Origin of the sequence: Azospirillum sp. TSH100, assembly GCF_004923295.1 — a bacterium.
In the GTDB taxonomy this organism is placed as follows: Bacteria; Pseudomonadota; Alphaproteobacteria; order Azospirillales; family Azospirillaceae; genus Azospirillum.
Map to the genome: position 1 here is coordinate 182,278 of NZ_CP039638.1, position 24,893 is coordinate 207,170.

18 protein-coding genes are annotated in these 24,893 nt (G+C 68.9%); 5 read left to right on the top strand and 13 right to left on the bottom strand.

Features of this window, described 5'->3' with window-relative positions; genetic code table 11:
- Positions 1 to 10: 10 nt before the first annotated feature.
- Positions 11 to 2,752 carry a response regulator gene (locus E6C72_RS26240; protein WP_109443961.1) on the bottom strand — a complete coding sequence of 914 codons (2,742 nt, stop codon included), beginning with the start codon at positions 2,750 to 2,752 and terminating at the stop codon, positions 11 to 13.
- A gap of 262 nt (positions 2,753 to 3,014) precedes the next feature.
- Between E6C72_RS26240 and E6C72_RS26245 the strand changes: the two genes are divergently transcribed.
- The gene (locus E6C72_RS26245) at positions 3,015 to 3,440 is read left to right on the top strand and encodes a TerB family tellurite resistance protein (RefSeq protein ID WP_199228931.1); all 426 of its coding nucleotides are present in this window, start codon (positions 3,015 to 3,017) and stop codon (positions 3,438 to 3,440) included.
- A gap of 40 nt (positions 3,441 to 3,480) precedes the next feature.
- Here E6C72_RS26245 and trxC read toward each other — a convergent pair whose 3' ends face one another.
- From trxC to E6C72_RS26285, 8 genes are all read right to left on the bottom strand, one after another.
- Positions 3,481 to 3,978 (bottom strand): thioredoxin TrxC, encoded by a 498-nt coding sequence (trxC, locus tag E6C72_RS26250; RefSeq protein WP_109443962.1) that lies wholly within the window; start codon positions 3,976 to 3,978, stop codon positions 3,481 to 3,483.
- A 75-nt stretch (positions 3,979 to 4,053) separates the two neighbouring features.
- Positions 4,054 to 4,308, bottom strand: coding sequence for a hypothetical protein (locus E6C72_RS26255; protein ID WP_109443963.1), 255 nt, complete (start codon positions 4,306 to 4,308; stop codon positions 4,054 to 4,056).
- Between the two features lie 244 nt (positions 4,309 to 4,552).
- A complete protein-coding gene (locus E6C72_RS26260) occupies positions 4,553 to 5,071 on the bottom strand; it encodes a periplasmic heavy metal sensor (RefSeq protein ID WP_109443964.1) in 519 nt (172 codons plus the stop codon).
- Entirely contained in the window at positions 5,068 to 5,508 is a 441-nt protein-coding gene (locus E6C72_RS26265; RefSeq protein ID WP_247876050.1) for a hypothetical protein, read from the bottom strand. The genes E6C72_RS26260 and E6C72_RS26265 overlap by 4 nt, the downstream gene beginning before the upstream one ends.
- A gap of 11 nt (positions 5,509 to 5,519) precedes the next feature.
- The gene (locus E6C72_RS26270) at positions 5,520 to 6,062 is read right to left on the bottom strand and encodes an RNA polymerase sigma factor (protein WP_247876051.1); all 543 of its coding nucleotides are present in this window, start codon (positions 6,060 to 6,062) and stop codon (positions 5,520 to 5,522) included.
- Between the two features lie 138 nt (positions 6,063 to 6,200).
- Positions 6,201 to 9,320 carry an efflux RND transporter permease subunit gene (locus E6C72_RS26275; RefSeq protein WP_109443967.1) on the bottom strand — a complete coding sequence of 1,040 codons (3,120 nt, stop codon included), beginning with the start codon at positions 9,318 to 9,320 and terminating at the stop codon, positions 6,201 to 6,203.
- A gap of 6 nt (positions 9,321 to 9,326) precedes the next feature.
- Positions 9,327 to 12,470 (bottom strand): multidrug efflux RND transporter permease subunit, encoded by a 3,144-nt coding sequence (locus tag E6C72_RS26280; protein WP_109443968.1) that lies wholly within the window; start codon positions 12,468 to 12,470, stop codon positions 9,327 to 9,329.
- The gene (locus tag E6C72_RS26285) at positions 12,467 to 13,834 is read right to left on the bottom strand and encodes an efflux RND transporter periplasmic adaptor subunit (RefSeq protein ID WP_109443969.1); all 1,368 of its coding nucleotides are present in this window, start codon (positions 13,832 to 13,834) and stop codon (positions 12,467 to 12,469) included. Before E6C72_RS26285 ends, E6C72_RS26280 begins: the two co-directional genes overlap by 4 nt.
- Before the next feature lie 282 nt (positions 13,835 to 14,116).
- Between E6C72_RS26285 and E6C72_RS26290 the strand changes: the two genes are divergently transcribed.
- Genes E6C72_RS26290 through E6C72_RS31870 form a run of 3 tightly spaced genes read left to right on the top strand, consistent with a single transcriptional unit; the run spans position 14,117 to position 17,668 of the window.
- Positions 14,117 to 16,312 (top strand): TonB-dependent siderophore receptor, encoded by a 2,196-nt coding sequence (locus E6C72_RS26290; protein WP_247876052.1) that lies wholly within the window; start codon positions 14,117 to 14,119, stop codon positions 16,310 to 16,312.
- A 43-nt stretch (positions 16,313 to 16,355) separates the two neighbouring features.
- Complete coding sequence (locus E6C72_RS26295) at positions 16,356 to 17,495, top strand: PepSY domain-containing protein (protein WP_109443971.1); 1,140 nt, start codon at positions 16,356 to 16,358, stop codon at positions 17,493 to 17,495.
- Positions 17,492 to 17,668, top strand: coding sequence for a hypothetical protein (locus E6C72_RS31870; protein ID WP_169055302.1), 177 nt, complete (start codon positions 17,492 to 17,494; stop codon positions 17,666 to 17,668). The genes E6C72_RS26295 and E6C72_RS31870 overlap by 4 nt, the downstream gene beginning before the upstream one ends.
- Before the next feature lie 76 nt (positions 17,669 to 17,744).
- On the opposite strand, the gene E6C72_RS26300 is transcribed toward E6C72_RS31870, so the two are convergent.
- Together E6C72_RS26300 and E6C72_RS26305 are read right to left on the bottom strand one after the other, a co-directional pair.
- Positions 17,745 to 19,244: a CoA-acylating methylmalonate-semialdehyde dehydrogenase gene (locus E6C72_RS26300; RefSeq protein ID WP_109443972.1), complete on the bottom strand. Its 1,500-nt coding sequence runs from the start codon at positions 19,242 to 19,244 to the stop codon at positions 17,745 to 17,747.
- A 48-nt stretch (positions 19,245 to 19,292) separates the two neighbouring features.
- A complete protein-coding gene (locus tag E6C72_RS26305) occupies positions 19,293 to 20,660 on the bottom strand; it encodes an aspartate aminotransferase family protein (RefSeq protein WP_109443973.1) in 1,368 nt (455 codons plus the stop codon).
- A 154-nt stretch (positions 20,661 to 20,814) separates the two neighbouring features.
- Here E6C72_RS26305 and E6C72_RS26310 point away from each other — a divergent pair, with 154 nt between their 5' ends.
- On the top strand, positions 20,815 to 21,747 hold the full coding sequence (locus E6C72_RS26310) for a LysR family transcriptional regulator (protein ID WP_109443974.1): 933 nt from the start codon (positions 20,815 to 20,817) through the stop codon (positions 21,745 to 21,747).
- A gap of 20 nt (positions 21,748 to 21,767) precedes the next feature.
- Here E6C72_RS26310 and E6C72_RS26315 read toward each other — a convergent pair whose 3' ends face one another.
- Both E6C72_RS26315 and E6C72_RS26320 read right to left on the bottom strand, forming a co-directional pair.
- Positions 21,768 to 24,026, bottom strand: coding sequence for a mechanosensitive ion channel domain-containing protein (locus tag E6C72_RS26315; RefSeq protein ID WP_247876053.1), 2,259 nt, complete (start codon positions 24,024 to 24,026; stop codon positions 21,768 to 21,770).
- A 214-nt stretch (positions 24,027 to 24,240) separates the two neighbouring features.
- On the bottom strand, positions 24,241 to 24,891 hold the full coding sequence (locus E6C72_RS26320; RefSeq protein ID WP_109443976.1) for a DUF1345 domain-containing protein: 651 nt from the start codon (positions 24,889 to 24,891) through the stop codon (positions 24,241 to 24,243).
- Positions 24,892 to 24,893: the final 2 nt, after the last annotated feature.

The following is a 24,893-nucleotide window of genomic DNA, read 5'->3' on the forward strand; positions in this document are numbered from 1 at the left end:
TTGCCGGCGCCTAAGCCACGCCGGTCCGGCTGCGCCCGGCGGCCAGCGTGCGGGCGACCTGACGCAGCAGGACCTCGCGATCATAGGGCTTGCCGATATGACCGGTCATTCCGGCATCGCGGCACTCGCGCCGCTCATCCTCGGACGAGCCGGCGGTCAGCGCCAGGATCGGCAGATCGCCGCGCGGAGGCGGCATGGCGCGGATGGCGCGGCTTGCCTCCAGCCCGTCCATCCCCGGCATGTGCACATCCATCAGCACGAGGTCGTAGTCGCCGGCCGCCACCGCCTCCACCGCCGCCGCGCCGTCGGCCACCAGATCGATGCGGTAGCCGCTGTCCTTGAACAGCGCCGCCAGCAGTTCGCGGTTGATCGACAGATCCTCGGCGATCAGCAGGCGCGGCGGTCCGGAAGGACGAGGGGCCTGTGCGGGGACAGGGTGCGCGGGGACGGCGTGAGTGGCTGCCGGCGGTGCCGGGACAGCCGGTGCGGCCGTTTCCGCCCGCCGGCCGGCGATGCGGGCGAGCTGCCGGCGCAGGTCGTCGATGGAGAAGGGCTTGGCGATCATCGCCACGTCGGGGCCGAAACCGGCCGGCGTGCCGACGGCATGGGCGGCGAAGCCCGATGCCAGCAGAACCGGCAGGCCGGGGCGCATGCGGGCGGCGTGGCGCGCCAGCTCCGTCCCGTCCATGCCCGGCGGCATGACGACATCGCTGAGCAGCAGATCCAGCTTTTCCGGACCGTCCATCACCACAAGCGCCTCGTTGGCGTTGGCGGCGGCGATCACCCGATGTCCCCAGCCGCGCAGCAGCCCGGCCACCATGTCGCGCACGGTCGGATCGTCGTCGACCAGCAGGATCGACAATGGCCCGGAAGGCGCCGCCGCAGATGCGGCCGGTGCGGGCTGTGCCTGAATGGACGGAGGGACGGCATTGGAGGCGGCCGGCCGGACCGGCAGCACCTCCTGCCTCGCGGGGGACTCCGCCGGCAGCAGGCGGCTGGCGGGCAGCCGCACCGTCACCGTGGTACCGACGTCCAGCGTGCTGCGCAGCGCCAGCGTGCCGCCATGCAGCTCGACCAGCCGCTTGGTCAGCGGCAGACCAAGCCCGGCGCCCTCCACCCCGCGGTGCTCGGCACGCTCCACCCGGGCGAAAGGCTCCAGCACGCGGTCCAGATCCTCGGCGGGGATGCCCAGCCCGGTGTCGGTGACGCGGATCACCGGCATGCCGTCCTCCAGCAGGGCGGACAGGGTCACCGATCCGCCCGACGGCGTGTATTTCACTCCGTTGGCAATCAGATTCAGCAGGATCTGGCGGATGCGGCGGTCGTCGCCCCGGATGCCCCGCACCGCGGGCGCCACCACCGCCGACAGCAGCACGCCGGCGCGCTCCGCCCGCGGGGTCAGCATGCGCACGGCGAAATCCGCGGCGGCTTCCAGGTCGCAGCGTCCCTCCTCGATGCCCAGCGCCCCGGCTTCGACCCGCGCATGGTCGAGGATTTCATTGATCAGTTCCAGCACATGCTGGCCGCTGTCGCGGACATTGGCTGCATATTGCCGGTAGGACGGGGTGCCGACCGGCCCCTCCGCCTCGCGGGCGATCAGGTCGGCGAATCCGATGACGGCGTTCAGCGGCGTGCGCAACTCGTGGCTCAACCCGGCCAGAAACTCGCTCTTGGCCCGGTTGGCGGCCTCCGCCGCCTGACGCGCGGTTTCCGCCATGTCGCGGGCCTGATCCAGCGCGGCGGCGAGCCGGGCGCTCTCGTCGCGTTCGGCGCTGGTCCGTTCCACCGCGTTCCGTGCTTCGGCGAGCGCCACCTGCGCCCCGCGCTCGCGGTCGAGATAGCGCAGCCCCCAGGCCAGCATCGCCAGGATGGCCAGCAGCCCGACGACGGTCTCCATCACCGTGTGCAGGGTGCGGGTGCGCCATTCCGCCATCGCCTCGTCCCGTCCGATGCCGGTCAGCACCACCAGCCCATAGTCGCGGACGGTCCGGTAGGCGGCGAAGCGCGACACGCCGTCCAGCGGCGACTGCGACAGAAACTGCCCCTCCGGCGCCTCGCCCAGCTTGGATTGGAACAGCGTCCCGGCGGCGGCCGAGCGGCCGGCCGAACTTTCGGGTTCCGGGCGGCGGGCGACGACCTCGCCGTTCGGCCGGTAGATCGCGATCAGCGGATCGAACTCCAGCCCCGGTATGCTGTAGAGGTCGGTCAGGTGGTTCACCCGGATCGACACGGAAACCACCCCGACGAAGCGTCCCTCATCGTCGTGCAGCGGGCGGGAGACCGGGAAGACGAGCGGCTGGGCACCGGTCCGGACCGGCTGAGCCGCGCCGATGTAAAGGCGCATCCCGCCGCGCAGAGCCTCCAGGCCTGCCTGGTCGGTGAAGCCGGCGATCCGGTTGGGGAAGCTGGCCGATTCGAGCACGGCCCGCCCGTCGGCATCGTAGATCCAGATGGCGTCGGCACCCTCGGCCTGGGCGGCATATTCGCGCAGGCGGGTCCAATGCTTCAGGTCGCGGATTTTCTGCGGACCGCCGGCCTCCGCCACCATGGCGGCGGTCTGGTCGAGCGCCACGTCGGCCGTGCGCACCGTGCGGCGGACATGGTCGTCGACCAGCCGGGCCATGTCCCGGACCAGGGTGAAGCGGCGCTGCTGGGTTTCCTGGTAATCGTAATGGACCCTGTGGGCGGCGTTGCCCGCCAATGCGGCCAGCACGACGACCACCACCAGCGCGCCCCGTAGCAAGCGTCCCACAAATCCCCCTTTTGTGTGCCGATGCGCGATGTGGCCCGATTAAAGCTTCACCGCCAAACTATCACGAATCCGGTGGGGCCGATGCGGGATTCGAGCGTGAGGGGGCTTGGGGTTTGTCCCAATAGCCCGGTGATTCCTGTGGTCTTGCGTCGCATGAACCGGCTGCGCCGTCCGCCGAAAAAATCGCGCCGCCCCCCATCTTGCACGGCTTTCGCCACGGGCCCAAATGGGCGGGCGTCTGAACCATTGGGGAGGTCGAACGATGGGTCTGTTCGATATGTTCAAAGGCAGCGCGCCGCTGGACCTGAACCCGCGCCGCGCGCTCGTGGTGTCGCTGATCTACTGCATGGGATCGGACGGCGAGATCGACCCGGAGGAGGTCGGCCATCTGATTTCCGTCCTCGGCCGCGGGGCGACGCGGGAGGAGTTGGACCGCTGTTTCAAATACGCGCGCAGCACCCCGCCCGACAGCTTCCTGGGCGAGGTCACGCCGAAGCTGAACCAGCAGCAGCGGTTGTGCATCCTGCTGAACATGATCGACAGCGCCATGGCCGACGGCGAGGCGGAGCAGGGTGAGCGCGACCTGATCATCCGCTTCCAGCAGGCCTTCGGCTTCGACGACGCGACGCTGCGGCCCTATTTCGAAGCGCTGACGGTGAAGAACAGCCGGTTCGTGCTGGACATGTGAGAGGGGAGGACACCCCCCTCTCCTCCGCTGCGCGCGCAACTCAGCCTGTGCGTGAGCCGGTGGGAGAGGGGAGTGTCTGCCGCACCCAAGCCACCAGCGCCGGCAGCGGCATCGCGCCGGCGGTGCGGGCGATCTCGCGGCCATGCCGGACAAGGACCAGCGACGGGATGCTGCGGATGCCGAAGCGGCCGGCGAGGTCGGGGGAGGCCTCGGTGTCGATCTTGGCGAGGCGGACCTGGGGTTCGAGCCGGGTGGCGGCCTGGGCGAAGACGGGGGCCATCATGCGGCAGGGGCCGCACCAATCGGCCCAGAAGTCGATCAGCAGGGGCAGGTCGCCATGCTCGGCATGGGCGGCGAAGCGGCGGGCGTCGAGCGCCACCGGCCTTCCGTCAAACAGGGCCTTGCCGCAGCGGCCGCATTTGCCGCCGCCCAGACGGGCCGGGGGCACGCGGTTCAGCGTGTCGCAATGCGGGCAGGCAATGTGAAGGCTGTCGGCGCCTGTGGATGACTGACCTGATGCTTGGGCGGTGGGCGGCATGCGGAGCTCCTTCCCCTGGCAGCGGTTCCACCGTCGATGTATGGGGCCGGATCCGCCCGCTCAAGACGGGTGGGGCTACTCCCGCTGGCCCACCAGGCCTTCCAGCTTTGCGAAATCCACATATTGCGCCGGCCGGTCCTTCAACAGGTCCGGGGCGGCCTGGGCATTCTCCCGCGCGCATTCGGCGACATAGCGGGCCAAGAGGTCGCGCATGACCTCGGCCAAAGGCGTCTGCCGCTGGCGTGCGTAATTCTTGGCGACATCTTTGATTCGACGATCAATGCGCAAAGAGATCGTCGCCTTCTTTGGATGAAACGGATCTCCGATCATGACGATCCCCCACCAATCTTGCTGATCCACGTTATTTGGATATGCCGGATCGGTGGTGGATACAAGGATCGTCGGGAAGACGGGCGATAAAACTTGGGGATGATAACTTGTGAATTTGTGTGGATAAAATTTCTGCCGGTTTTCTTCTCCACAGAATCTGTGGATAGATGTGTGCGCAATCTCCGAACAGAATCATCCGCACCGTTCCGGCCGGCCAATCCGGCCTGTGGATGAGTGGGTTTGCCTATTTTTTGGGCGTATCGGGAGCGCCGGCGGTTCCCCAGCCGCCGACCAGCCGCAGTCGTCCGGCGGGCGAGAGATCGGGCAGCACCAGCAGCACGGTCTGCTCCGTCAGTTCACCGATCAGGCGGCGCTTGGCGCGGGCTGCGGCGATCGCGGCGTTGAGGGACTCGAAATCCACAGGCTCGCCCTGGAGCAGGCTGCGCACCCGCTGACCCTCCTGGCGATAGTCTTCGGTCAGCGCGTCGTAGCGCGGGCGCAGCGGCTCGAAGATGGCGCGCAGACGGGTGGCGTCGGCGTCGGACAGGCCGGCGGCCATATGCTCGACGAAGCGGTCGGGCATCGGCCGGTAGGGCGGAGGCGATGGCTTGCCGGTCGCGCCGACCAGCATGGCGCCGAGGATGGCGGCCAGGAACAGGTTCAGCGCCAGCGACATCAGCGTCAGCCGACGCAGGGTCATCCGTTGCCTGAGGCGGGCCAGCAGGGATTGCTGCGGGCGACGGGGCGCGGCGAAACCGCTCATCGGCTGTCTCCGTCGAACAGGGTGACGACCTCGTCGTTCAGAAGGGCCAGTTCCTGGCCTTGCCGCAAGACGGCGGGACCAGCGAGATGGCCGGCGAACCAGTCCCCGGTCACCCAGCCCAGCGCCAGCAGGGCGACGCAGAAACCGGCCACCGCCCGTCGCGGCATCCGGCCGAGCAGGAGCATGACCACGCTGTCCTGCGGCCTGCCGCGGACGGTGGAACTGACGGTTGTCAGCAGGCGGGCAACGCGGGCGTCGTTTATCGCCGGGGCGGGACTGGCCAGCAGCCGGTCGAACGACTGCGCCTGTTCCAGTGCGGCGCGCAGTGCGGGAGAGCGGGCGAGTGCGGTGTCGGCATCCGCGCGCAGATCGGGCGGCCAGCGCTCCGGCGAGGCGCCGTAATCGTCCAGGTGGCGGAGGAACTCGTCGTCGGTCATGGCATCCTCCCTCACGCGGGATCGGCGGAGAGCGCCGCTTTCAGCGCGGCCCGTGCACGGGTCAGCAGCGAGGCGAAGGCGCTTTCGCTCATGGTCAGGATCTCGGCGGCCTGCCGCAGGCTGAGGCCTTCCTGGTGGAACAGCACGACGGCGGCGCGCTGGCGGTCGGGCAAGGCGGCCAGCGCCCGGTTGACCCGCTCGGCGGTCTGGCGCTCGGCGATACGGGTCAGCGGGTCGGGGGTCTCGTCCGGCGGATCGCCGGCCTCCTCCAGCGGCGACCATCCGGGGCGGCGGCCACGATCGATGGCGAGGTTCATGACGATGCGGTAGAGCCAGGTGGTGAAGGCGGCCCGTGCCCCGTCCCAGCGGCCGGCATGCTGCCAGACCCGCAGGAAGGCCTCCTGTGCGATCTCGTCTGCGTCCGACGGGTTGCCGGTCATCCGCTGGGCCAGTGCTACGGCACGGCGCATGTGGCGGGCGGCCAGACGGTCGAAGGCGGCGGCGTCGCCACCGGCCACGCGGCCCATCAGTTCGTCGTCGCTGTCCTCCGCCACCGGGGCTCCGCTCCTGCCGTGGGAGAGAACTATGCCCAAGAGGGCGAGGGGGTTCCAGCGCGGCGAATTCTCCCTCTCCCCCCTGGGGAGAGGGGATCTTGTCAGGTGGAATAGAAGCATCGCACCCATCCTCGCCCCCTATTCCGCCGGGGCGGCGATGGCGGCGCGGCGGTTGCGCCGCAGAGCCAGCCGTTCGAGCGTCAGATAGACCACCGGCGTGGTGTAGAGCGTCAGCATCTGGCTGACCAGCAGGCCGCCGATGATGGCGATGCCGAGCGGGCGGCGGAGCTCGCCGCCGGTGCCGTAGTCGAAGGCCAGGGGAACCGCGCCCAGCAGCGCCGCCATCGTCGTCATCATGATCGGGCGGAAGCGGACAAGGCCGGCCTCGCGGATCGCCTCCAGGGGCGACAGGCCGCGGGTCCGCTCCGCCTCCAGGGCGAAGTCGATCATCATGATGGCGTTCTTCTTGACGATGCCGATCAAGAGGATGATGCCGATCAGGGCCACGATCGACAGGTCGTAGCCGGTCAGGATCAGCGCGATCAGCGCGCCGAGACCGGCGGACGGCAGGGTCGACAGGATGGTCAGCGGGTGGATCAGGCTTTCGTACAGAACCCCCAGCACGATGTAGATGGTGATCAGCGCCGCCAGGATCAGCAGCGGCTGGCTGGAGGAGGATTGTTGGAAGGCGCGCGCGTCGCCCTGGAAGCCGGCGCGGATGCTGGCGGGCATGCCGATGTCCTCGGCCGCGCGCTGGATCAGCTCGGTCGCCTGGGACAGCGAGACGCCGGGGGCGAGGTCGAAGGTCAGGTTGGCGACCGGGAAGCCGCTCTGGTGCTGGATGCTGGCCGCCTGGTTGCCGATGACGACGCGCGACACCGCCGACAACGGCACCATGCCGCCGCGGCCCGGAACATAGATGCGCTTGAGGTCGTCGGGGCCGAGCGCTTCGGACGGCTCGACCTCCAGCACCACCTTGTGCTGGTTCTGCGCCAGATACATGGTCGAGACCTGCCGCTGGCCGAAGGCGTCGTAGAGCGTCGATTCCAGGGCGCTGAGCGACACGCCGAGGCGGGTGGCGGCGTCGCGGTCGACGATGACGTTGGCCTGGATGCCGCCATTCTGGCGGTCGTTGGCGACGTCGACCAGCTCCGGCAGGGTGCGCATCTTGTCGACCAGCTTGGGTGCCCACTCGTTCAGGGCGCCGATGTCGGAATCCTGAAGGCTGTAGCGGTACTGGCTGCGCCCCTGGAAGCCGCCGACGCGGATGTCCTGCACCGGCGTCAGGTAGAGCTGCACCCCCGGCACCCGGCCGGCGCGCTGGCGCAGCCGCTGGGTGACGGTGGCGAGGTCGTCGCGCTCCGCCATCGGCTTCAGCCCGATGACGATCTGGCCGGAATAGGTGCCGCCCGGACCGCCGCCGCCGATGGTGCCGCCGACGCTGTCCACCGCCGGGTCGCCGGCCACCGCGTCCTGCAAGGCCTGCTGGCGCGAGACCATGGCGCGGAAGGAGATGTCCGGCGGCGGGTCGCTGAAACCGATCAGGAGGCCGGTGTCCTGCTGTGGTACGAAGCCCTTCGGCACCTGCCCGTAGAGCCAGACGCTGACGCCGATGATCGCGAAGGTCGCCAGCAGCATGGTGCGGCGGTGGGCCAGCACCCAGTCGAGCCCGCCGGCATAGAGCCCGAACAGCCGGTCGCCGATCCAGGCGAGCGCCCGGGCGAGCCGGCCGGGCGGGCCGCGCTCCGCCTCCGGCTCCAGCAGATGGGCGCACATCATCGGGGTCAGGGTCAGCGACACCACCGCCGAGACGGCGATGGCGACCGACAGCACCACGGCGAATTCGCGGAACAGCCGGCCCTGGATGCCGCCCATGAACAGGATGGGGATGAAGACGGCGACCAGCGACAGGCTGATCGACACCACGGTGAAGGCGACCTGACGCGCGCCCTTCACCGCCGCCTCGAAGGGCTTGGCGCCCTTTTCGATGTGGCGGACGATGTTCTCGATGACGACGATGGCGTCGTCGACCACGAAGCCGACCGAGATGGTCAGCGCCATCAGCGAGAAATTGTCCAGGCTGTAGCCGACGATCCACATCACGCCGCAGGTGCCGGCCAGCGACAGCGGCACCGAGGCCGCCGGGATCACCGTCGCCCACAGCCGGCGCAGGAACAGCGCCATCACCATCACCACCAGCGCCACGGTGACCGCCAGCGTCTTCTGCACGTCGTCGATGGAGGCGCGGATGGTCGGGGTGCGGTCGGTGCGCACCGAAAGCGTGACCCCCGGCGGCATCCAGCCGCGCAAGGTCGGCAGCTCCGCCCGGATGCGGTCGACGGTGTCGACCACGTTGGAGCCCGGCTGCTTCTGGATGTTGATCAGGATGGCGCGGTGGCCGTCCTGCCAAGCCGCGGTGTATCTGTTCTCCGGCGCCTCGATTACTTCGGCGACGTCGCCGAGCCGGATGGTGGCGCCGTTCTTCTCGGTGACGATCAGCTTGCGGTAGGCGTCGGCGCCGAACAGCTGGTCGCTGGCGCCGATGGACCAGGATTCGTGGGTGCCGTCGAAGCTGCCCTTGGCGCCGTTGGCGTTGGCCTGGGAGATGACGGTGCGGATCGAGTCCAGGCTGACGCCCATGTTGGCGGCGGCGGTGGCGTTGACGCGGACGCGCACCGCCGTCTTCTCCGCCCCGTTGATGGTGACCTGGGCCACCCCCTCGATCTGGCTCAGCCGCTGGCCGATGATGCTGTCGGCGAGGTTGTAGAGGTCTGCGGGGGCCAGCGTGGTCGAGGTCATGGCGAGCGTCATCACCGGCGCGTCGGCCGGGTTGATGCGCCGCATCCGGGGCGGGCTCGGCAGATCGGCCGGCAGGTCGCCGCCGGCGGCGTTGATGGCCGCCTGCACGTCGCGCGACGCCGCCTCGACATTGCGGTTCAGGTCGAACTGCACGACGACGGTGGTGCTGCCGAGCTTGCTGTTGGAGGTCATCTCCGACACGCCGGCGATGCGGGAGAGCCGGCGCTCCAGCGGGGTGGCGACGGAGGCCGCCATGGTTTCCGGGCTGGCGCCGGGCAGCGAGGCGGTGACGATGATGGTGGGGAATTCCACCTGCGGCAGCGGCGCCACCGGCAGGAAGCGGTAGGCGACCGCCCCCAGGATCATCAGCCCGACCATCAGCAGCGACGTGCCGACCGGCCGCTTGATGAACAGGGCGGAGAGCGAGGATGCCGAGGGGAGGAGGTTTGCGGGAAGCATGGCCGGCTACTCCGCCGCCGCCCGGCCGGCGGAGGCGTCGTTGCCGGGCTCGGCCGTCTCCTTCCGGCGCCAGGGACGCAGCCAGCGGCCCAGCCGGTTGCCGAGACGGTCCATGTAGAGATAGACCACCGGCGTGGTGTAGAGCGTCAGCACCTGACTGAGCAGCAGCCCGCCGACGATGGCGATGCCCATCGGCCTGCGCAGCTCCGAGCCGGTGCCGTTCTCCAGCGCCAGCGGCAGGGCGCCGAGCAGGGCCGCCATGGTGGTCATCATGATCGGGCGGAAGCGCAGCAGCGACGCCTCGTAGATCGAGCGTTCCGGCGCCATGCCCTGGTGACGCTCCGCCTCCAGGGCGAAGTCGATCATCATGATGGCGTTCTTCTTGACGATGCCGATCAGCAGCACGATGCCGACCAGCGCGATCAGCGACAGGTCGTGGCCGGTCGCCATCAGCGCCAGCAGCGCGCCGATGCCGGCGGACGGCAGGGTCGACAGGATGGTGATCGGGTGGATCGTGCTCTCGTACAGCACGCCCAGCACGATGTAGACGGCGACCACCGCGGCCAGGATCAGCCAGGGCTGGGTGTCGAGCGAGGCGCGGAATTCGGCCGCCGTGCCGGCGAAGCGGGCGGTGGCGGTGTCGGGCATGCCGATGCTGTCGCGCGCCTGCTGGATCGCCGCCACCGCCGCCCCCAGCGAGACGCCGTGCGCCACGTTGAAGGACAGGGTGACGGACGGGAACTGGCCCTGGTGGGTGATGACCAGGGGTGCTGTCCTGCGCTGGACCGACACGATGGCGTTCAGCGGCACGACGGTTCCGCCGCTGGCCTTCACATAGATCTTCGACAGGGAGGCCGGGTCCATCTGGAAGGACGGCTCGACCTCCAGGATCACGCGGTACTGGTTGGTCTGGGTGTAGATGGTCGAGACCTGACGCTGGCCGAAGGCGTCATACAGCGTGTCGTCGATGGCCTGGGGCAGCACATGCAGGCGGCTGGCGGCGTCGCGATCGATGGTGAGGTAGACCTGCAACCCGTCCGGCTGCTGGTCGGTCGCCACGTCGGTCAGTTCGGGCCGGGCGCGCAAGGCCTCCAGCAGGCGCGGAGTCCAGTTCTCCAGCTCGCGCGGGTCGGCGTCCTGAAGGACATACTGGTACTGGGTGCGGCTGACGCGGCTGTCGATCTGCACGTCCTGCACCGCCTGCATGAACAGCGACACGCCCTTGAGGTCGCCGGTGGCGGCGCGCAGGCGGGCGATGATCTCCTCCGCCGAGGAGGTGCGCTGGTCGCGCGGCTTCAGCGCGATGGTCAGGTTGCCGGTGTTGGTGGTGGCGTTCACCGTGCCGGTGCCGACGAAGCTCGCGACGCCAGCCACGTCGGGATCGCGGCGGACGATGTCGGCGACCTCGCGCTGGCGCTCCGCCATCGCCTTGACCGAGATGGAGGGGGCGGCGTCGGTGACGCCGATGATGACGCCGGTGTCCTGCTGCGGCAGGAAGCCCTTGGGCACCACCGTGTAGAGGTAGAGGGTGGCGGCCAGCGTGGCGATGGTGACCAGCAGGGTCGCCGGCTGGTGGCGCAGGACGAAGCGCAGCGAGGCGGCATAGCCGTTCAGCAGCGCGTCGAAGCCCTGTTCGGTCCAGCGGAACAGGCCGTTGGGCTTGGTCTCCGTTTCGGGTTTCAGCAGGCGGGCGCACATCATCGGCGTCAGCGTCAGGGAGATCACCGCCGACACCAGCACGGCGATGGACAGCGTGATGGCGAATTCGCGGAACAGCCGGCCGACCACGCCGCCCATGAACAGCAGCGGGATGAACACCGCGATCAGCGACAGGGTCAGCGACACCACGGTGAAGCCGATCTGGCGGGCGCCCTTGAGAGCCGCCTGCAATGGCTTTTCGCCCTCCTCGATGTAGCGGACGATGTTCTCGATCATGACGATGGCGTCGTCGACGACGAAGCCGGACGCGATGGTCAGCGCCATCAGCGACAGATTGTCGAGGCTGAAGCCGCACAGCGCCATGATGCCGAAGGTGCCGATCAGCGAGAGCGGCAGCGCCGCCGCCGGGATCACCGTTGCCCAGGCCTTGCGCAGGAACAGGAAGATCACCAGCACCACCAGCCCGGCGGTCAGCACCAGCGTCTTCTGCACGTCCACCACCGAGGCGCGGATGGTCTCGGTCCGGTCGGTCAGCACCGCCATGTGGATCTGCGGCGGAAGGCTGGCCTGGAGCGAGGGCAGCAGCTTGCGGATGCGGTCCACCGTGTCGATGATGTTGGCGCCGGGCTGGCGCAGCACGTTCAGCAGCACCGCCGGCTTGCCGTCATGCCACGCCGCCAGCCGGGTGTTCTCCACCGAATCGACCACGGTGCCGATGTCGGTCAGCCGTACCGGGCCGCCATTCTTGTAGGCGACGATGATCGGGCGGTAGGCGGCGGCATTCTCGATCTGGTCGTTGACGCCGATGGACCAGGACTGGCGCGGGCCGTCGAAGCTGCCCTTCGGCGCGTTGACGTTGGCCTGGGTGATGGTGGTCCGCACATCCTCCAAGGTCAGGCCGAGACCGGCGACGGCGGCCGGGTTGACCTGCACGCGGACGGCGGGGCGCAGGCCCCCCTCGATCCCGACATAGCCGACGCCGTCGACCTGGGACAGCTTCTGCGCCAGCAGCGTGTCGGCGGCGTCGCTGACGGTTTCCAGCCGCAGGGACTCCGAACTCAGGGCCAGCACCATGATCGGCGTGTCGGCCGGGTTGACCTTGTCGTAGACCGGCGGATTGGGCAGTCCCTTGGGAAGCGTGCCGGATGCGGCGCTGATTGCCGACTGCACGTCCTGCGAGGCGGCGTCGATGTCGCGGGTCAGGTCGAATTGCAGGGTGATGACCGACAGCCCGAAGGAGCTGGTCGACACCATCGACGCGATGCCGGCGATCTGGCCGAGCTGGCGTTCCAGCGGAGCGGTGACGGACGATGCCATCACCTCCGGTGCGGCGCCCGGCAGCTGGGTGGTGACGCGCACCGTCGGGAAATCGACCGTCGGCAGCGAGGAGATCGGCAGGGTGCTGTAGCCCAGCAGGCCCAGCAGCACCACCGCCAGCATCAGCAGCCCGGTGGCGACCGGCCGCAGGATGAAGGGGGCGGAGATGTTCATGAGGGCTGCCGCCCCTCACGCGGTCCTGAGGGGACGGGAGCGTTGCCGCTTCCGCTGTTCTCACGCTGCTGCTGGCGTTCGCGCCGCCGCTCCTCGCGCGCCGCGGGGTCATGCGGCTGGTTGGGCGGCCGGTCGGCGGGGCCGGCTTCCGGTGCGGCGACGGGGGTGGTGCCGGCGGGAGCCGCAGAGGCGACGGGTTCGACGATGCGGATCTTCGAGCCGGGTTGCAGGCGGTACTGGCCGTCCACCACCACCCGCTCGCCGGGGGTCAGGCCCTCGTCGATGATGGCCTTGTTCTCCTCCTGGCGGGCGACCTTGATCGGGCGCTGTTCCACCGTCAGGTCGTCCTTGATGACGTAGGCATAGGTGCCCTGCGGTCCGCGCTGCACCACAGTGGAGGGCACGGTGGTGGCGCCGCGGCGGATGGTGGAGAGCAGGCGGACATTGACGAACTGTCCCGGCCACAGCTTCTGCGGGTCGTTGGGCATCTCGGCCTTCAGGCGGATGGTGCCGGTGCCGGTGTCGATCAGATTGTCCACCACCGACAGCTTGCCGGTGTCGAGCACGCGGCGGCCTTCGCGGTCCTGCGCCTCCACCGTCACCGGCCCTTGCGCCTGGGCGGCCAGAACCGCCTGCAACTGCTTCTCCGGCAGGGTGAAAAGCACGGCGATCGGCTGGATTTGCGTGATGGTTGCGATGCCGCTCTGGTCGCTGGCGCGCACCACGTTTCCCTGGTCGACGTTGCGCAGGCCGATGCGGCCGCTGAGCGGGGCAGTGACGGTGGTGTAGTTCAGCTGGACCTGCACCGCCTCGATCGCCGCCTCGTCGGCGCGGATCTGCGCCTCGTACTGGGCGACCAGGGCGCGCTGGGTGTCCACCGTCTGGCGCGAGGCGAATTCCTTCAGCCCCATGTTGCGCTCCAGGTCGCGCCGCGCGTTGGCGAGCTGTGCCTCGTCCTGCGCCTTCTTGGCGACCGCCTGGGCCAGCTGGGCCTGGAGCGGGCGGGAATCGATGGTTGCCAGCAGGTCGCCGGCCTTGACCAGCTGGCCCTCCTGGAGCGAGACGCGCTGAAGCTCGCCATCGACGCGGGCGCGCACGGTAACCGTGTTGAAGGCCTGGACCGTGCCGATGCCGTCGAACCAGATCGGCACATCCTCGCGCGCCACCGTGCCGGCCTGCACCGCCACCACGCTGTTGCGCGGGCCGCCGGGAGCAGCGCCGCGCGGGCTGGGGGGCTGGCCCCCGGGGCCGGCGGATTGCGTCGCCGCCGGAGCCGCCAGCTTCTGTTGAACCGCATAGCCGACGCCGCCGACCAGTCCGGCAAGAACAACGCCGGTGACCACCGGCTTCCAACGAATCGTCATGACCTGTTCCGACGCTTGCCCCGACGCTTGACCGGACGGCGCGTTCGGCCGACCCGATCTTTCTGTCCGTCCCTGATACGGGGCGGCGGTGCGGATTCGTCGGAGGGGGCGAAGGATTTTTCGGATGGGCAGATGGCGGAGTATTCCTCCCTTCCGAAGGGGGAGGAGAAACTCGATCCGATTGTCGCTTCGCATACTCGAATAGGCGTTGCACTTAAGAATCATTTGCACTAAGACGATTCAGAAATGCGAATGATTCTTATTCGTGCTGGGGGCAATCAGGTGAAGAGAAGAGTGAACGGCGGCCGGATGTCGCGAGGGGCGGCGTTCGGCGTCATGGTGCTGGGCGGCCTGATGGTGCCGGCAGTGGCGGTGGCCCAGGTGGCGGGAGCGCAGAATGCCGGGGGGCAAAGCGCTGCCGGGGCAGACGGTGCCGCGATGCAGATTCCGGCGGTGACGGTGACCGGGCAGGGGGAGACGGCGCTGTCGCCGGTGACCGGCTATGTCGCCAACCAGCAGGCGACCGGCACCAAGACCGACACCCCGCTGATCGAGACACCGCAGTCGATCTCGGTCATTCCGTCCGACCAGATCCGCGACCAGAACGCGCAGACACTGAATCAGGTGGTGCGCTACACCTCGGGCGTCACGGCGGAGACCCGCGGCGCGGTGGCGACCCGTTATGACCAGCTGAAGATCCGCGGCTTCGATGCCGACACCTATCTGAACGGGCTGAAGCTCCAGTCGCTCTATTACGCGGCGTCGCAGATCGATCCCTATCTGCTGGAGCGGGCGGAGGTGCTGAAGGGCCCGACCTCCGTTCTGTACGGGCAGGCGCAGGCCGGTGGCCTGATCAATCAGGTCAGCAAGCGCCCGACGGCGACAGCGCTGAACGAGGTCGGGATCGAATACGGCACCGACAACCACTGGCGCGGCACCGCCGACTTCTCCGGCCCGATCGACAAGGACGGCAAGTTCCTCTACCGGCTGACCGCCGTCGGCCTCAGCGAGGACGGCCAGATCCGCATGACGGAGAACGAGCGCATCGCCGTCGCCCCGTCCTTCACCTGGCGGCCGGATGCCGAGACCAGCCTGACCCTGCTCGGCTTCTACCAGCACGACCCGAAGGGCAATTCCTATGGCGGCATCCCGCCGCAGGGCACGGTGCTGTCCAACCCGCTGGGCAAGATCCCGGTCGATTTCTATGACGGCGATCCGAATTACGAGAAGTTCGACCGCCGTCAGGCCTCGGTCGGCTATGCCTTCGACAAGAAGCTGAGCGACGTCTGGACCATGCGGCTGAACGGGCGCTGGCTGAACGCCAAGGTCGCCTACGACAGCCTGTACGCCAACGGCCTCGACGCCGACAACCGCACCCTCTACCGCGGCATCGCCACCTCGCGGGAGGAGATGAACGCCTATGCCTTCGACAATCAGATCGAAGGGCGCTTCTCCACCGGTCCGGTCGGCCATACCCTGCTGGCCGGTGTCGACCACCAGCGGCTGGACGGCCATTACACCGCCGGCTTCGGGCTGGCGCCGTCGCTCGACGTGTTCAACCCGGTCTACGGCATCGCCATCACCCCGCCGGCGGTCAGCCGCACCGACATCGACGGGCGGCAGACCGGCGTCTATCTGCAGGACCAGATGAAGCTGGGCGGCTTCATCCTGACGGTCGCCGGACGTCGCGACTGGGCGAAGACCACCTCGACCACCGCCAATGGCAGCAGCACCCAGTCCGATCAGGCCTGGACCGGCCGCGCCGGCCTGACCTATGTCTTCGAGAACGGCATCGCCCCCTATGTCAGCTATGCCGAATCCTTCACGCCCAGCAGCGGCGTCGATTTCGCCGGCACCCCCTTCAAGCCGGAGGAGGGCACCCAGTACGAGGTCGGCGTGAAGTACCAGCCGCCCGGCCTGAGCAGCCTGTTCACCGTCTCGGCCTTCGACCTGACCCGCAGCAACCTGCTGACCAGCGACCCCGCCCACCCCGGCTTTTCCGTCCAGACCGGCGAGGCGCGGTCGCGCGGCATCGAGCTGGAGGCCAAGGTCGGGGTGACCAAGGAATTGGAGCTGATCGGCGCCTACACCTACCTCGACACCAAATACACCAAGGACAACAGCGGGCTGGAGGGCAAGCGCCTGGCGGCGGTGCCGCGCCATCAGGCGTCGGCCTGGGCGATGTACCACATGCCGGAGGGCACCCCGCTGACCGGCCTCGGCGTCGGCGCCGGCCTGCGCTACACCGGCAGCACGGTCAACACCGCCAATACCTTCAAGGTGCCGTCCTTCACCCTGGTGGACGCCACCGTGTCCTACGACCTGGGCGCCCTGTCCTCGAAGCTCCAGGGGGCGGAGGTCACCGTCAACGGCAAGAACCTGTTCGACAAGGAGTATGTCGCCTCCTGCTATTACGGCGACTGGTGCGCCTACGGCTATCGGCGGACGGTGACCGCCGGCCTGCGCTACCGCTGGTAAGCATCGTGCCGTCCCTCCTTCCCCCTTGGCAAAGGAAGCCGTCATGACGCCTGCGAGCCTGCGGGGCTGGCGCCTCGTCCACCGCTGGACCAGCCTGATCTGCTCGGCCAACCTGCTGATCCTCTGCGTCACTGGGCTGATCCTGGTGTTCCACCACGAGATCCAGCATCTGATGGGGGAGGAGCTCGACAGCAGCTATGCGGAGGGGCAGGCCCGCCTGCCGCTCCAGTCGCTGGTCGACATCGCGCAGAAGGCCGACCCGGCCCTGGTGCCGAAGCTGCTGTCCTTTGATGCGGAGGACAAGGCGGTCAACTACATCTATCTGAGCAAGCCGGAGGACCGCGGCTTCGAGCTGGGGCGCTGGGTGGTGCTGAACGGCTTCACCGGGGCCAACCAGATGCTGAAGCAGCCGGAGGAGACGCTGGTCGGCTTCCTGCTGAAACTGCATGTCGACCTGTTCACCGGTTTCGCCGGCCAGATGTTCGTCGGGGTGATGGGGTTGCTGTTCGTGGTCAGCACGGTCAGCGGGCTGGTCGTCTACGGCCCCTTCATGAAAAAGCTGGCCTTCGGCATCCTGCGCTTCGGCCGGGGAACCCGCATCGGCAACATCGACCTGCACAACCTGTTCGGCGTCGCGACTCTGGTCTGGGCCTTCGTCGTCGGTCTGACCGGCGCCATCCTGTCCTTCTCGCCGCTGATCACCGGCTATTGGCAGAAGACGGAGCTGGCGGCGATGACCGCCCGCCATCCGGAGCCGATGACGGGGCCGGCGGTGTCGATCGACCAAGTGGCCGCGGCCGGGCTGGCGGCCTTTCCCGGCAAGGATCTGGCCTTCATCGCCTATCCCGGCAACGAATATGCCGGCAGCCGCCATTTCAGCGTGCTGGTGCGCGGTCATACCGAACTGACCCAGAGGCTGCTCAGCGTCGCACTGGTCGATGCCGAGACCGGCGTGGTCGCCGAGGCGGCCGGCACGCCCTGGTACATGACGGTGCTGATGCTGTCGGGGCCGTTCCATTTCGGCGATTACGGCGGGCTGCCCTTGCAGATCATCTGGGCGCTGTTCACCATCGTCACCGGCGTGGTGACGGTGACCGGCTTCGTCGTCTGGCTGAAACGGCCGCGGGCGCGGTCGGCATCGGACAGGACTGCATCCGGTGCCAAACTGGGGAGCAAGGCATGAGCGGAGTCTGGCGCATTCCGGCCGCGCTGGCCGTGCTGTCCGTCATCGGGCTGGCCGCTGCCATCCTGGGCGACGGCTTTTGGGACTGGCTGTGCTGGGCGACCCTGTCGGTGCCGCTGGCCGTCTGCGCCGTCAAGCTGTGGCGGCAATGGCCAGGGCGCAGGGTGGCCTGAACCGTGACGGTGGGCTTGGAAGCGGCGGCGAGGCGGCGGCCTGCCGTCCTCGCCGCCGCCCCATTCTCGCAGGTCCTTACTTCATCGACGGGAAGGCGAACTGGGCGCCTTCGCGGACGCCGCCGGCCGGCCAGCGCTGGGTGACGGTCTTGCGCCGCGTGTAGAAACGCACGCCGTCCGGGCCATAGGCCGACAGATCACCGAACAGCGACCGCTTCCAGCCGCCGAAGCTGTGATAGGCGACCGGAACCGGCAGCGGCACGTTGATGCCGACCATGCCGACCTTGATCATGTCGCTGAAATAGCGGGCGGCCTCGCCGTCGCGGGTGAACAGGCAGGTGCCGTTGCCGTATTCGTGGGCGTCGATCAGGTCCATGCCCTCCTGCATCGTCTTGACCCGGACGAGGCAGAGGACCGGGCCGAAGATCTCCTCGCGGTAGATGGTCATGTCGGGGGTGACGCGGTCGAACAGGCAGCCGCCCAGGAAATTGCCGTTCTCATGGCCGGGCACCACCAGCCCGCGGCCGTCCACCGCCAGCTCGGCGCCCTCGGCGACGCCCTGGTCGACGTAGGCCTTCACCTTCTCGTAATGGGCGCGGGTGACCAGCGGCCCCATCTCGCAGCCGGCGGACGTGCCGGCGCCGACCTTGAGGTCGCGCAGGGCCACCGACAGCTTGTCCCGCAGCCGGTCGGCCACCTCGTCGCCCACCGCCACCACGACGGAGATCGCCATGCAGCGCTCGCCGCAGGAGCCGTAGGCCGCCCCCATCAGCGCGCTGACCGCGTTGTCGAGGTCGGCGTCCGGCATGACGATGGCGTGGTTCTTGGCCCCGCCCAGTGCCTGCACCCGCTTGCCGTGGGCGCTGGCGGTCGCATAGACGTATTCGGCGATCGGGGTGGAACCCACGAAGCTGACGCCCTGCACCCGCGGGTCGGTCAGCAGCGTGTCCACCGCCTCCTTGTCGCCGTTGACGACGTTCAGCACGCCCGGCGGCAGGCCGGCCTCTTCGGCCAGCTGGGCGACGTAGAGGGCCGCACTGGGGTCGCGCTCCGACGGCTTGAGGATGAAGGTGTTCCCGCAGGCGATGGCGATCGGGTACATCCACAGCGGGACCATCGCCGGGAAGTTGAAGGGCGTGATGCCGGCGACGACACCCAGCGGCTGGAATTCCGACCAGCTGTCGATGCTGGGACCGACATTCTTGGAGAACTCGCCCTTCAGCAGCTCCGGCACGCCGCAGGCATATTCGACATTCTCGATGCCGCGGGTCAGCTCGCCGAAGGCGTCGTCCAGCACCTTGCCGTGCTCGGCCGTGATCAGGGCGCAAACGCGCTGCGCATTTTCCTCCAGCAGCTGCTTGAAGCGGAACATGACACGGGCGCGCTTGGCCGGCGGCGTGGCGCGCCAGGCCGGGAAGGCGGCCTCGGCGGCGGCGATCGCCTCCTCGACCGTCTTGCGGCTGGCGAGCGCCACCTGGCCGGCGATCTCGCCGGTGGCGGGGTTGACGATGTCGGCGGTACGGCTGCCGGCGGGGGCGTCGGTCTTGCCGCCGATCAGGTGCGGAACGATGGGCATGGGGCTTTTCCCGGAATGTCGCGTGTGGAGGTTCTTACGCCGTGGCCCTTACGCGGTCGCCTGGATCGCGTCGGCGACGACGTTGAACAGACGGTCGAGATCCTCGCGCTCGCTGATGAAATGCGGGCCGAACTGGAGGGTGTCGCCGCCGTAGCGCACGTAATAGCCGGCATCCCAGCACTTCATGGCGATCTCGTAGGGACGGCGGGCCGGCTCGCCCGGCAGGGGCGCGATGGTGACGGCGCCGGCAAGGCCGCAGTTGCGGATGTCGGCGACGTTCTTCAGCCCCTTCAACCCGTGGATCAGCCCCTCGAAATGCGGCATCAGCGCCGCGGCCTTGTCGGCCAGCTTCTCGCGCTCGAACAGCTCCAGCGCGGCGAGGCCGGCGGCGCAGGCGACCGGGTGGGCGGAATAGGTGTAGCCGTGCGGGAACTCCACCAGATACTCGGGCCCGCCATTGTCCATGAAGGTCTGGTAGATCTCGCGGCTGGCGACCACGGCACCCATCGGCACCGCACCGTTGGTCAGGCCCTTGGCGACATTCATGATGTCGGGGACGACGCCGAAATAATCGGCGCCGAAGGCGGTGCCCATGCGGCCGAAGCCGGTGATGACCTCGTCGAAGATCAGCAGGATGCCGTGCCTGGTGCAGATCTCGCGCAGGCGCTGGAGATAGCCCTTGGGCGGTGGCAGCACGCCGGCCGACCCGGCCATCGGCTCCACCACCACCGCGGCGATGTTGGAGGCGTCGTGCAGCGCCACCAGATCCTCCAGCGCGTCGGCCAGATGGGCGCCCTCGTCCGGCATGCCCTTGGTGAACAGATTCTGCGGCAGCAGGGTGTGCGGCAGGTGGTCGGCATCGACGCCGATGCCGAACAGCTTGCGGTTGCCGACGATGCCACCCAGGCTGGTGCCGCCGAAATTGACGCCGTGATAGCCCTTCACCCGGCCGATCAGCTTGGTTTTGGCCGGCTGCCCCTTCATCCGCCAATAGGCCCGCGCCATCTTCAGCGAGGTGTCGGCGGCCTCCGACCCGGAATTGACGAAGAAGACATGGTCGAGCCCGGCCGGCGTCATCGAGGCCAGCTTGTGCGCCAGCTTGAAGGCGGCGGTGTGGCCGTACTGGAAGGCCGGGCTGTAGTCGAGCGTGGCGATCTGCTGCGCCACCGCGTCGGCGATCTCGCGGCGACAATGGCCGGCGCCGCTGCACCACAGGCCGGACAGGCTGTCATAGATCTTGCGGCCCTGCGCGTCCCAGTACCAGGCGCCCTCCGCCTTCGCCATGATGCGCGGGTTCTTCTTGAACTCGCGGTTGGCGGTGAAGGGCATCCAGTGCGCGTCAAGCTCCTCGCGCGTCAGTCCGGCAGCCGTGCCGAGGGCTTGGGAATGGGCGTGGTCATTGTCGAGGGGGGCCATCCGCTGTTCTCCCGGTTTGGTTTGGGGGGCGCATATGTCAGGGCTGCTGTCGGTGGTCAGTGTGAGCGGTTCCCGGTTGCCATCAAATCCAAAGTGGAAGAACTTCACGTAACCATCCGCTTAACTTTCCCGCTTAACTTCTCCAGGCACCAGAATGAGCAAGCCGGCCCGGTCGATGGCCCCGATCAGCGATGCCGACATCCGGCTGCTGCGCGTGTTCCGGACGGTGGTGGAGTGCGGCGGCTTCTCCGCCGCCGAGGTGGAGCTGAACATCAGCCGCGCCGCGATCAGCCAGCATATGGCCGATCTGGAGCGCCGGCTCGGCCTGACGCTGTGCTGGCGCGGGCGGGCGGGGTTCCGGCTGACGGAGGAGGGGCGGCTGGCCTATGAGGCGACGCTGCGCCTGCTCGCCAGCACCGAGAGTTTCCGCAGCGAGATCAACACGGTCCATCGCCGGCTGCGCGGCGAATTGAACATCGGCATCACCGACAACCTCGTCACCATGCCGCAGATGCGGGTGACCCACGCGCTGCGCGGCCTCAAACAGCTGGCGCCGGAGGTCCGGGTCAACATCCGCATGATCCCGCCCAACGAGATCGAGCGCGGCGTGCTGGACGGGCAGCTGCATGTCGGCGTCGTCCCGGTCCGCCGGGGGCTGCCGGGGCTGGTCGGGCTGCCGCTTTATCAGGAGGAGTCGCTGCTCTATTGCGGCGAGGGCCATCCGCTGTTCGACCGGGCCGACGGCACAGTGACAGGGGAGGAGGTCGAGGCGGCCGACGCGGTGGCGCCGACCCAGGCGCAGCTTCCCCATGAGCTGAACAACACCGCCACTGCCACCGACCGCGAGGGGGTGGCGTTCCTGATCCTGACCGGCTGCTATGTCGGCTTCCTGCCTGTCCACTACGCCCGGCAATGGGTCGAGCGCGGCATGATGCGGGCGCTGCTGCCCGGCACCTACCGCCATGCCCTGGAGTTCCAGGTGGTGACGAAGAAGGGCGCCCAGCCGAATCTGGTGCTGGAACGCTTCCTGGAAGTCCTGCGCGGCAATGGCAATGAGGGCGGCAACGGGGGCGGCGAGGGCGCCTGATCGCGCCAACCGCTTGCCGCCTACCGCTTGCCGTTGCGCCGTCCGGCTCCGGCCTCACCGTCCAGCATGTCCTCGCCCAGTGCGTGCAGGACGGCGCCGGCGGCCAGGGTGCGTTCCTCGTCGCCGATCTGCATGCTTATGGGATCACCGCCGGCGCTGGTCGCCGTCGCCTCGCCGGCGAAGCGGACCGTCACCTCGCGATGGGCGAAGCGGATGCCCTCGCGGCGGAACAGGGCGTGGAGTTCCTGATAGACCCGCTTGCGGATCTCCCACTGGTCGCCGGGCCGGGTCATGAACTTGACGCGGAGGATCATCGCGGAGTCCTCCATCTGGATGACGCCCTGCGACTTCAGCGGCTGGAGGAACTTCGGCCCCAGATCGGGATCGTCCAGCAGCGCCTGCCCCAGCTGCTTGATGTGCTTGCGCACCTTCTCGACATCGGTGTCGTAGGTGATGCGCAGCGGCAGCTTCATGATGACCCAGTCGCGCGAATAGTTGGTCAGCTGGTGGATCTCGCCGAAGGGGACGGTGTGCAGCGGGCCGCGATGATGGCGCAGCTGCATCGAGCGCACCGAGATCTTCTCCACCGTGCCGCGGATGGCGCCGATCTCGATGTACTCGCCCTTGCGGAAGGCGTCGTCGATCAGGAAGAAGGCGCCGGAGAAGATGTCGCGGATCAGCGTCTGCGCGCCGAAACCGATGGCGATGCCGGCCACACCCGCCCCGGCGAACAGCGGCGCGATGTTGACGCCCAGATCCATCAGCACGTTGAGCAGGATGGCGCCGATGATCGACAGCAGGATGAAGTTGCGCACCAGCGGCAGCAGCGTCGCCAGCCGGCTGGCTGAGCCGTGGCCGCCGCCCTCGTCACCGGGAATGGCGCCGGGGGTCGGCCCTTCCTCGGCGATCCGGCGGTCGATCCAGATGCGGACGCCGTGATAGGCGACGTAGCCGATCAGGCAGACCGTCATGATGCTGATGAGACGGTCGGCCGCATCGCCGTGCATCCGCGGGACGTTCCACACCGACAGGGTCACCGCCACCCCGGCGGCGGCGGCGAGGATGCCGGCCACCCGCCGGGCCAGCGCCTCGTAGCTGTCGAGGGTGGCGGGCCGCGGGGCCTCCGCAGGGTGGCTGCCGTCCGGCGCTCCCTCCGGGCTCTCCTCCAGCGGCCGCCACAGGGTGCGGCGCTGGTGGAACAGCCATTCGGTGGCATAGGTGACGCTGGCATAGACGGCGAGGATCGCCCCGGCGACCGCATAGGCGCCGATCAGCAGCGGCAGCTCGGTCGGCCAGCCCAGGATCAGGCGGTTGACCAGCGTCCCCCAGGCATAGGCGAAATACGCCACCACCACCGGAAACCACAGGCGCAAGGTCAGCCGTTCCAGTGGCGCCACCGTCGCAATCGGGCGCCCGGCGAGGAAGGCGCGCTCGACCGTCTGCCGGTTGGCGGCGAGGGCTCCGACCGTCGCCAGCACGGTCAGCAGGCCGAACAGCGCAACCAGCACCGCATGCGGGTCATAGGGCATCCCCAGCGCCTCAAGCCAGACGGTGCTGCTCATCAGGGCGACGCCGACCGCACCGCTGGCGGTCAGGTCGCGCCGCAGCCGGCGGACGGCCGGCGCCACCCCGGCGTCCGCGACCGCACCGGGGGGCATCACCAGCCGCCAGAACAGGGCGATGGCCCAGACCAGCAGATAGCCGACACCGGCGATGATGACGGTCTTTTCGGTCATCGGTGTCGGGTCCGGGATCACCACGGTGGCGAGCCCGAAGCCGATCAGCGTGGCGAGCAGCATGCCGCCGAGTGTCAGCAGGGCATGGGCCACCAGACGGGGAAAGCGGGCGGCCAGCACCGATCCGCCCGGCCTCGGCTCGGTGGGGCGGGGCAGCAGGCGGCGGGCGACCGGCCGTTGATAGACGAGATGCTGCACCCCGTGGCCGGCCGCCATCAGGGCGAAGGTCAGGCCGATGATCCGCAGGAAATACACTGGCTCGCCGGTCGGGCTCTGGGCGGTCAGGGTGGTGACGATGGCCGAAGGAATCCGGGGCGTGGCGCGCAGCCGCTTGGCGAGCTTGCCGCGGAACCCGGCCATCCGGTCGCGCCCCTCGCTGAGCATCTGCATCATCATGCCGTCGGCCGTGTCGGCGGCAGCGGCGGGCTGGGTGGGTGCGGCCTGAGGCGGAGCGGCCGGGGGCGCAGGCGCGGGTATGGCGGTCTGGGGCGCCGCCGCCAGCACTGGTGCGGCCGGCGACAGCGCCAGCAGAAGCAGCAGCATCACCGCCCGAAGCCGGATCGGCCACCGGAGGCGCAAGGGGAAGGCTCTGGTGGGGAGCGGTGCGGTCGGCATGGCCTTGCGTCGCGAAGCGTGGCGGTCAATCCCAGGAGAGTAGCGCAGATCGCGCGGCCGGGAAGCCTCTCCTGCGAGTCCGGTCGGGAGGTGCCGCATATGGCTCCCTCTCCCGGGGGGAGAGGGGGATCTTTTCCTGCGCCTAACTGACCAGCCCGGCGGCCAGATTGACGCCCAGCGCCAGCACCGCGGTGTTGAACAGGAAGGACAGGGCACCGTGCATCAGCACCAGACGGCGCATGCCGGCGCCGCGGGTGGTCACGTCGGACACCTGCGCCGTCATGCCGACGGTGAAGCTGAAATAGAGGAACTCCAGGTAATCCGGCGCGTCGTTGCCCGGGAAATCCAGGCTGCGCGGCTGGTCCGCCCGGCCGTCCAGCCAATAATCGTGGGCGTAATGTTGGGCGAAGAAGACGTGCAGGAAGCCCCAGGACAGCAGGACCGTCACCGCCGACAGGACCGCCGCCATCCCCTCATGCGGGGAGCCCTTGGCCGACACCAGCTCCGCCACGATGGCGACCAGCGCCGCCAGCGAGGCCAGCATCGCCCCCGCCAGCACCCCCCATTTGCCGGGGTCGAGCAGCTTGGCCCGCCGGCGCATCGACGCCACCGTGGCCCGGCTCATCAGGATGCTGGCCAGCAGGATGTAGGCGGCGACGCCGCAATCCCAGCCGATCAGCAGGGCGGTCGTCGGTCGCAGCCAGACGGCGGCGGCGCCTCCGGCCAGCAGGGCGATCACCAGCGCTCCGCTCAGCGATGGGCGGTTGCGGAGATGGGTCAGGCTGCGTCGCATCT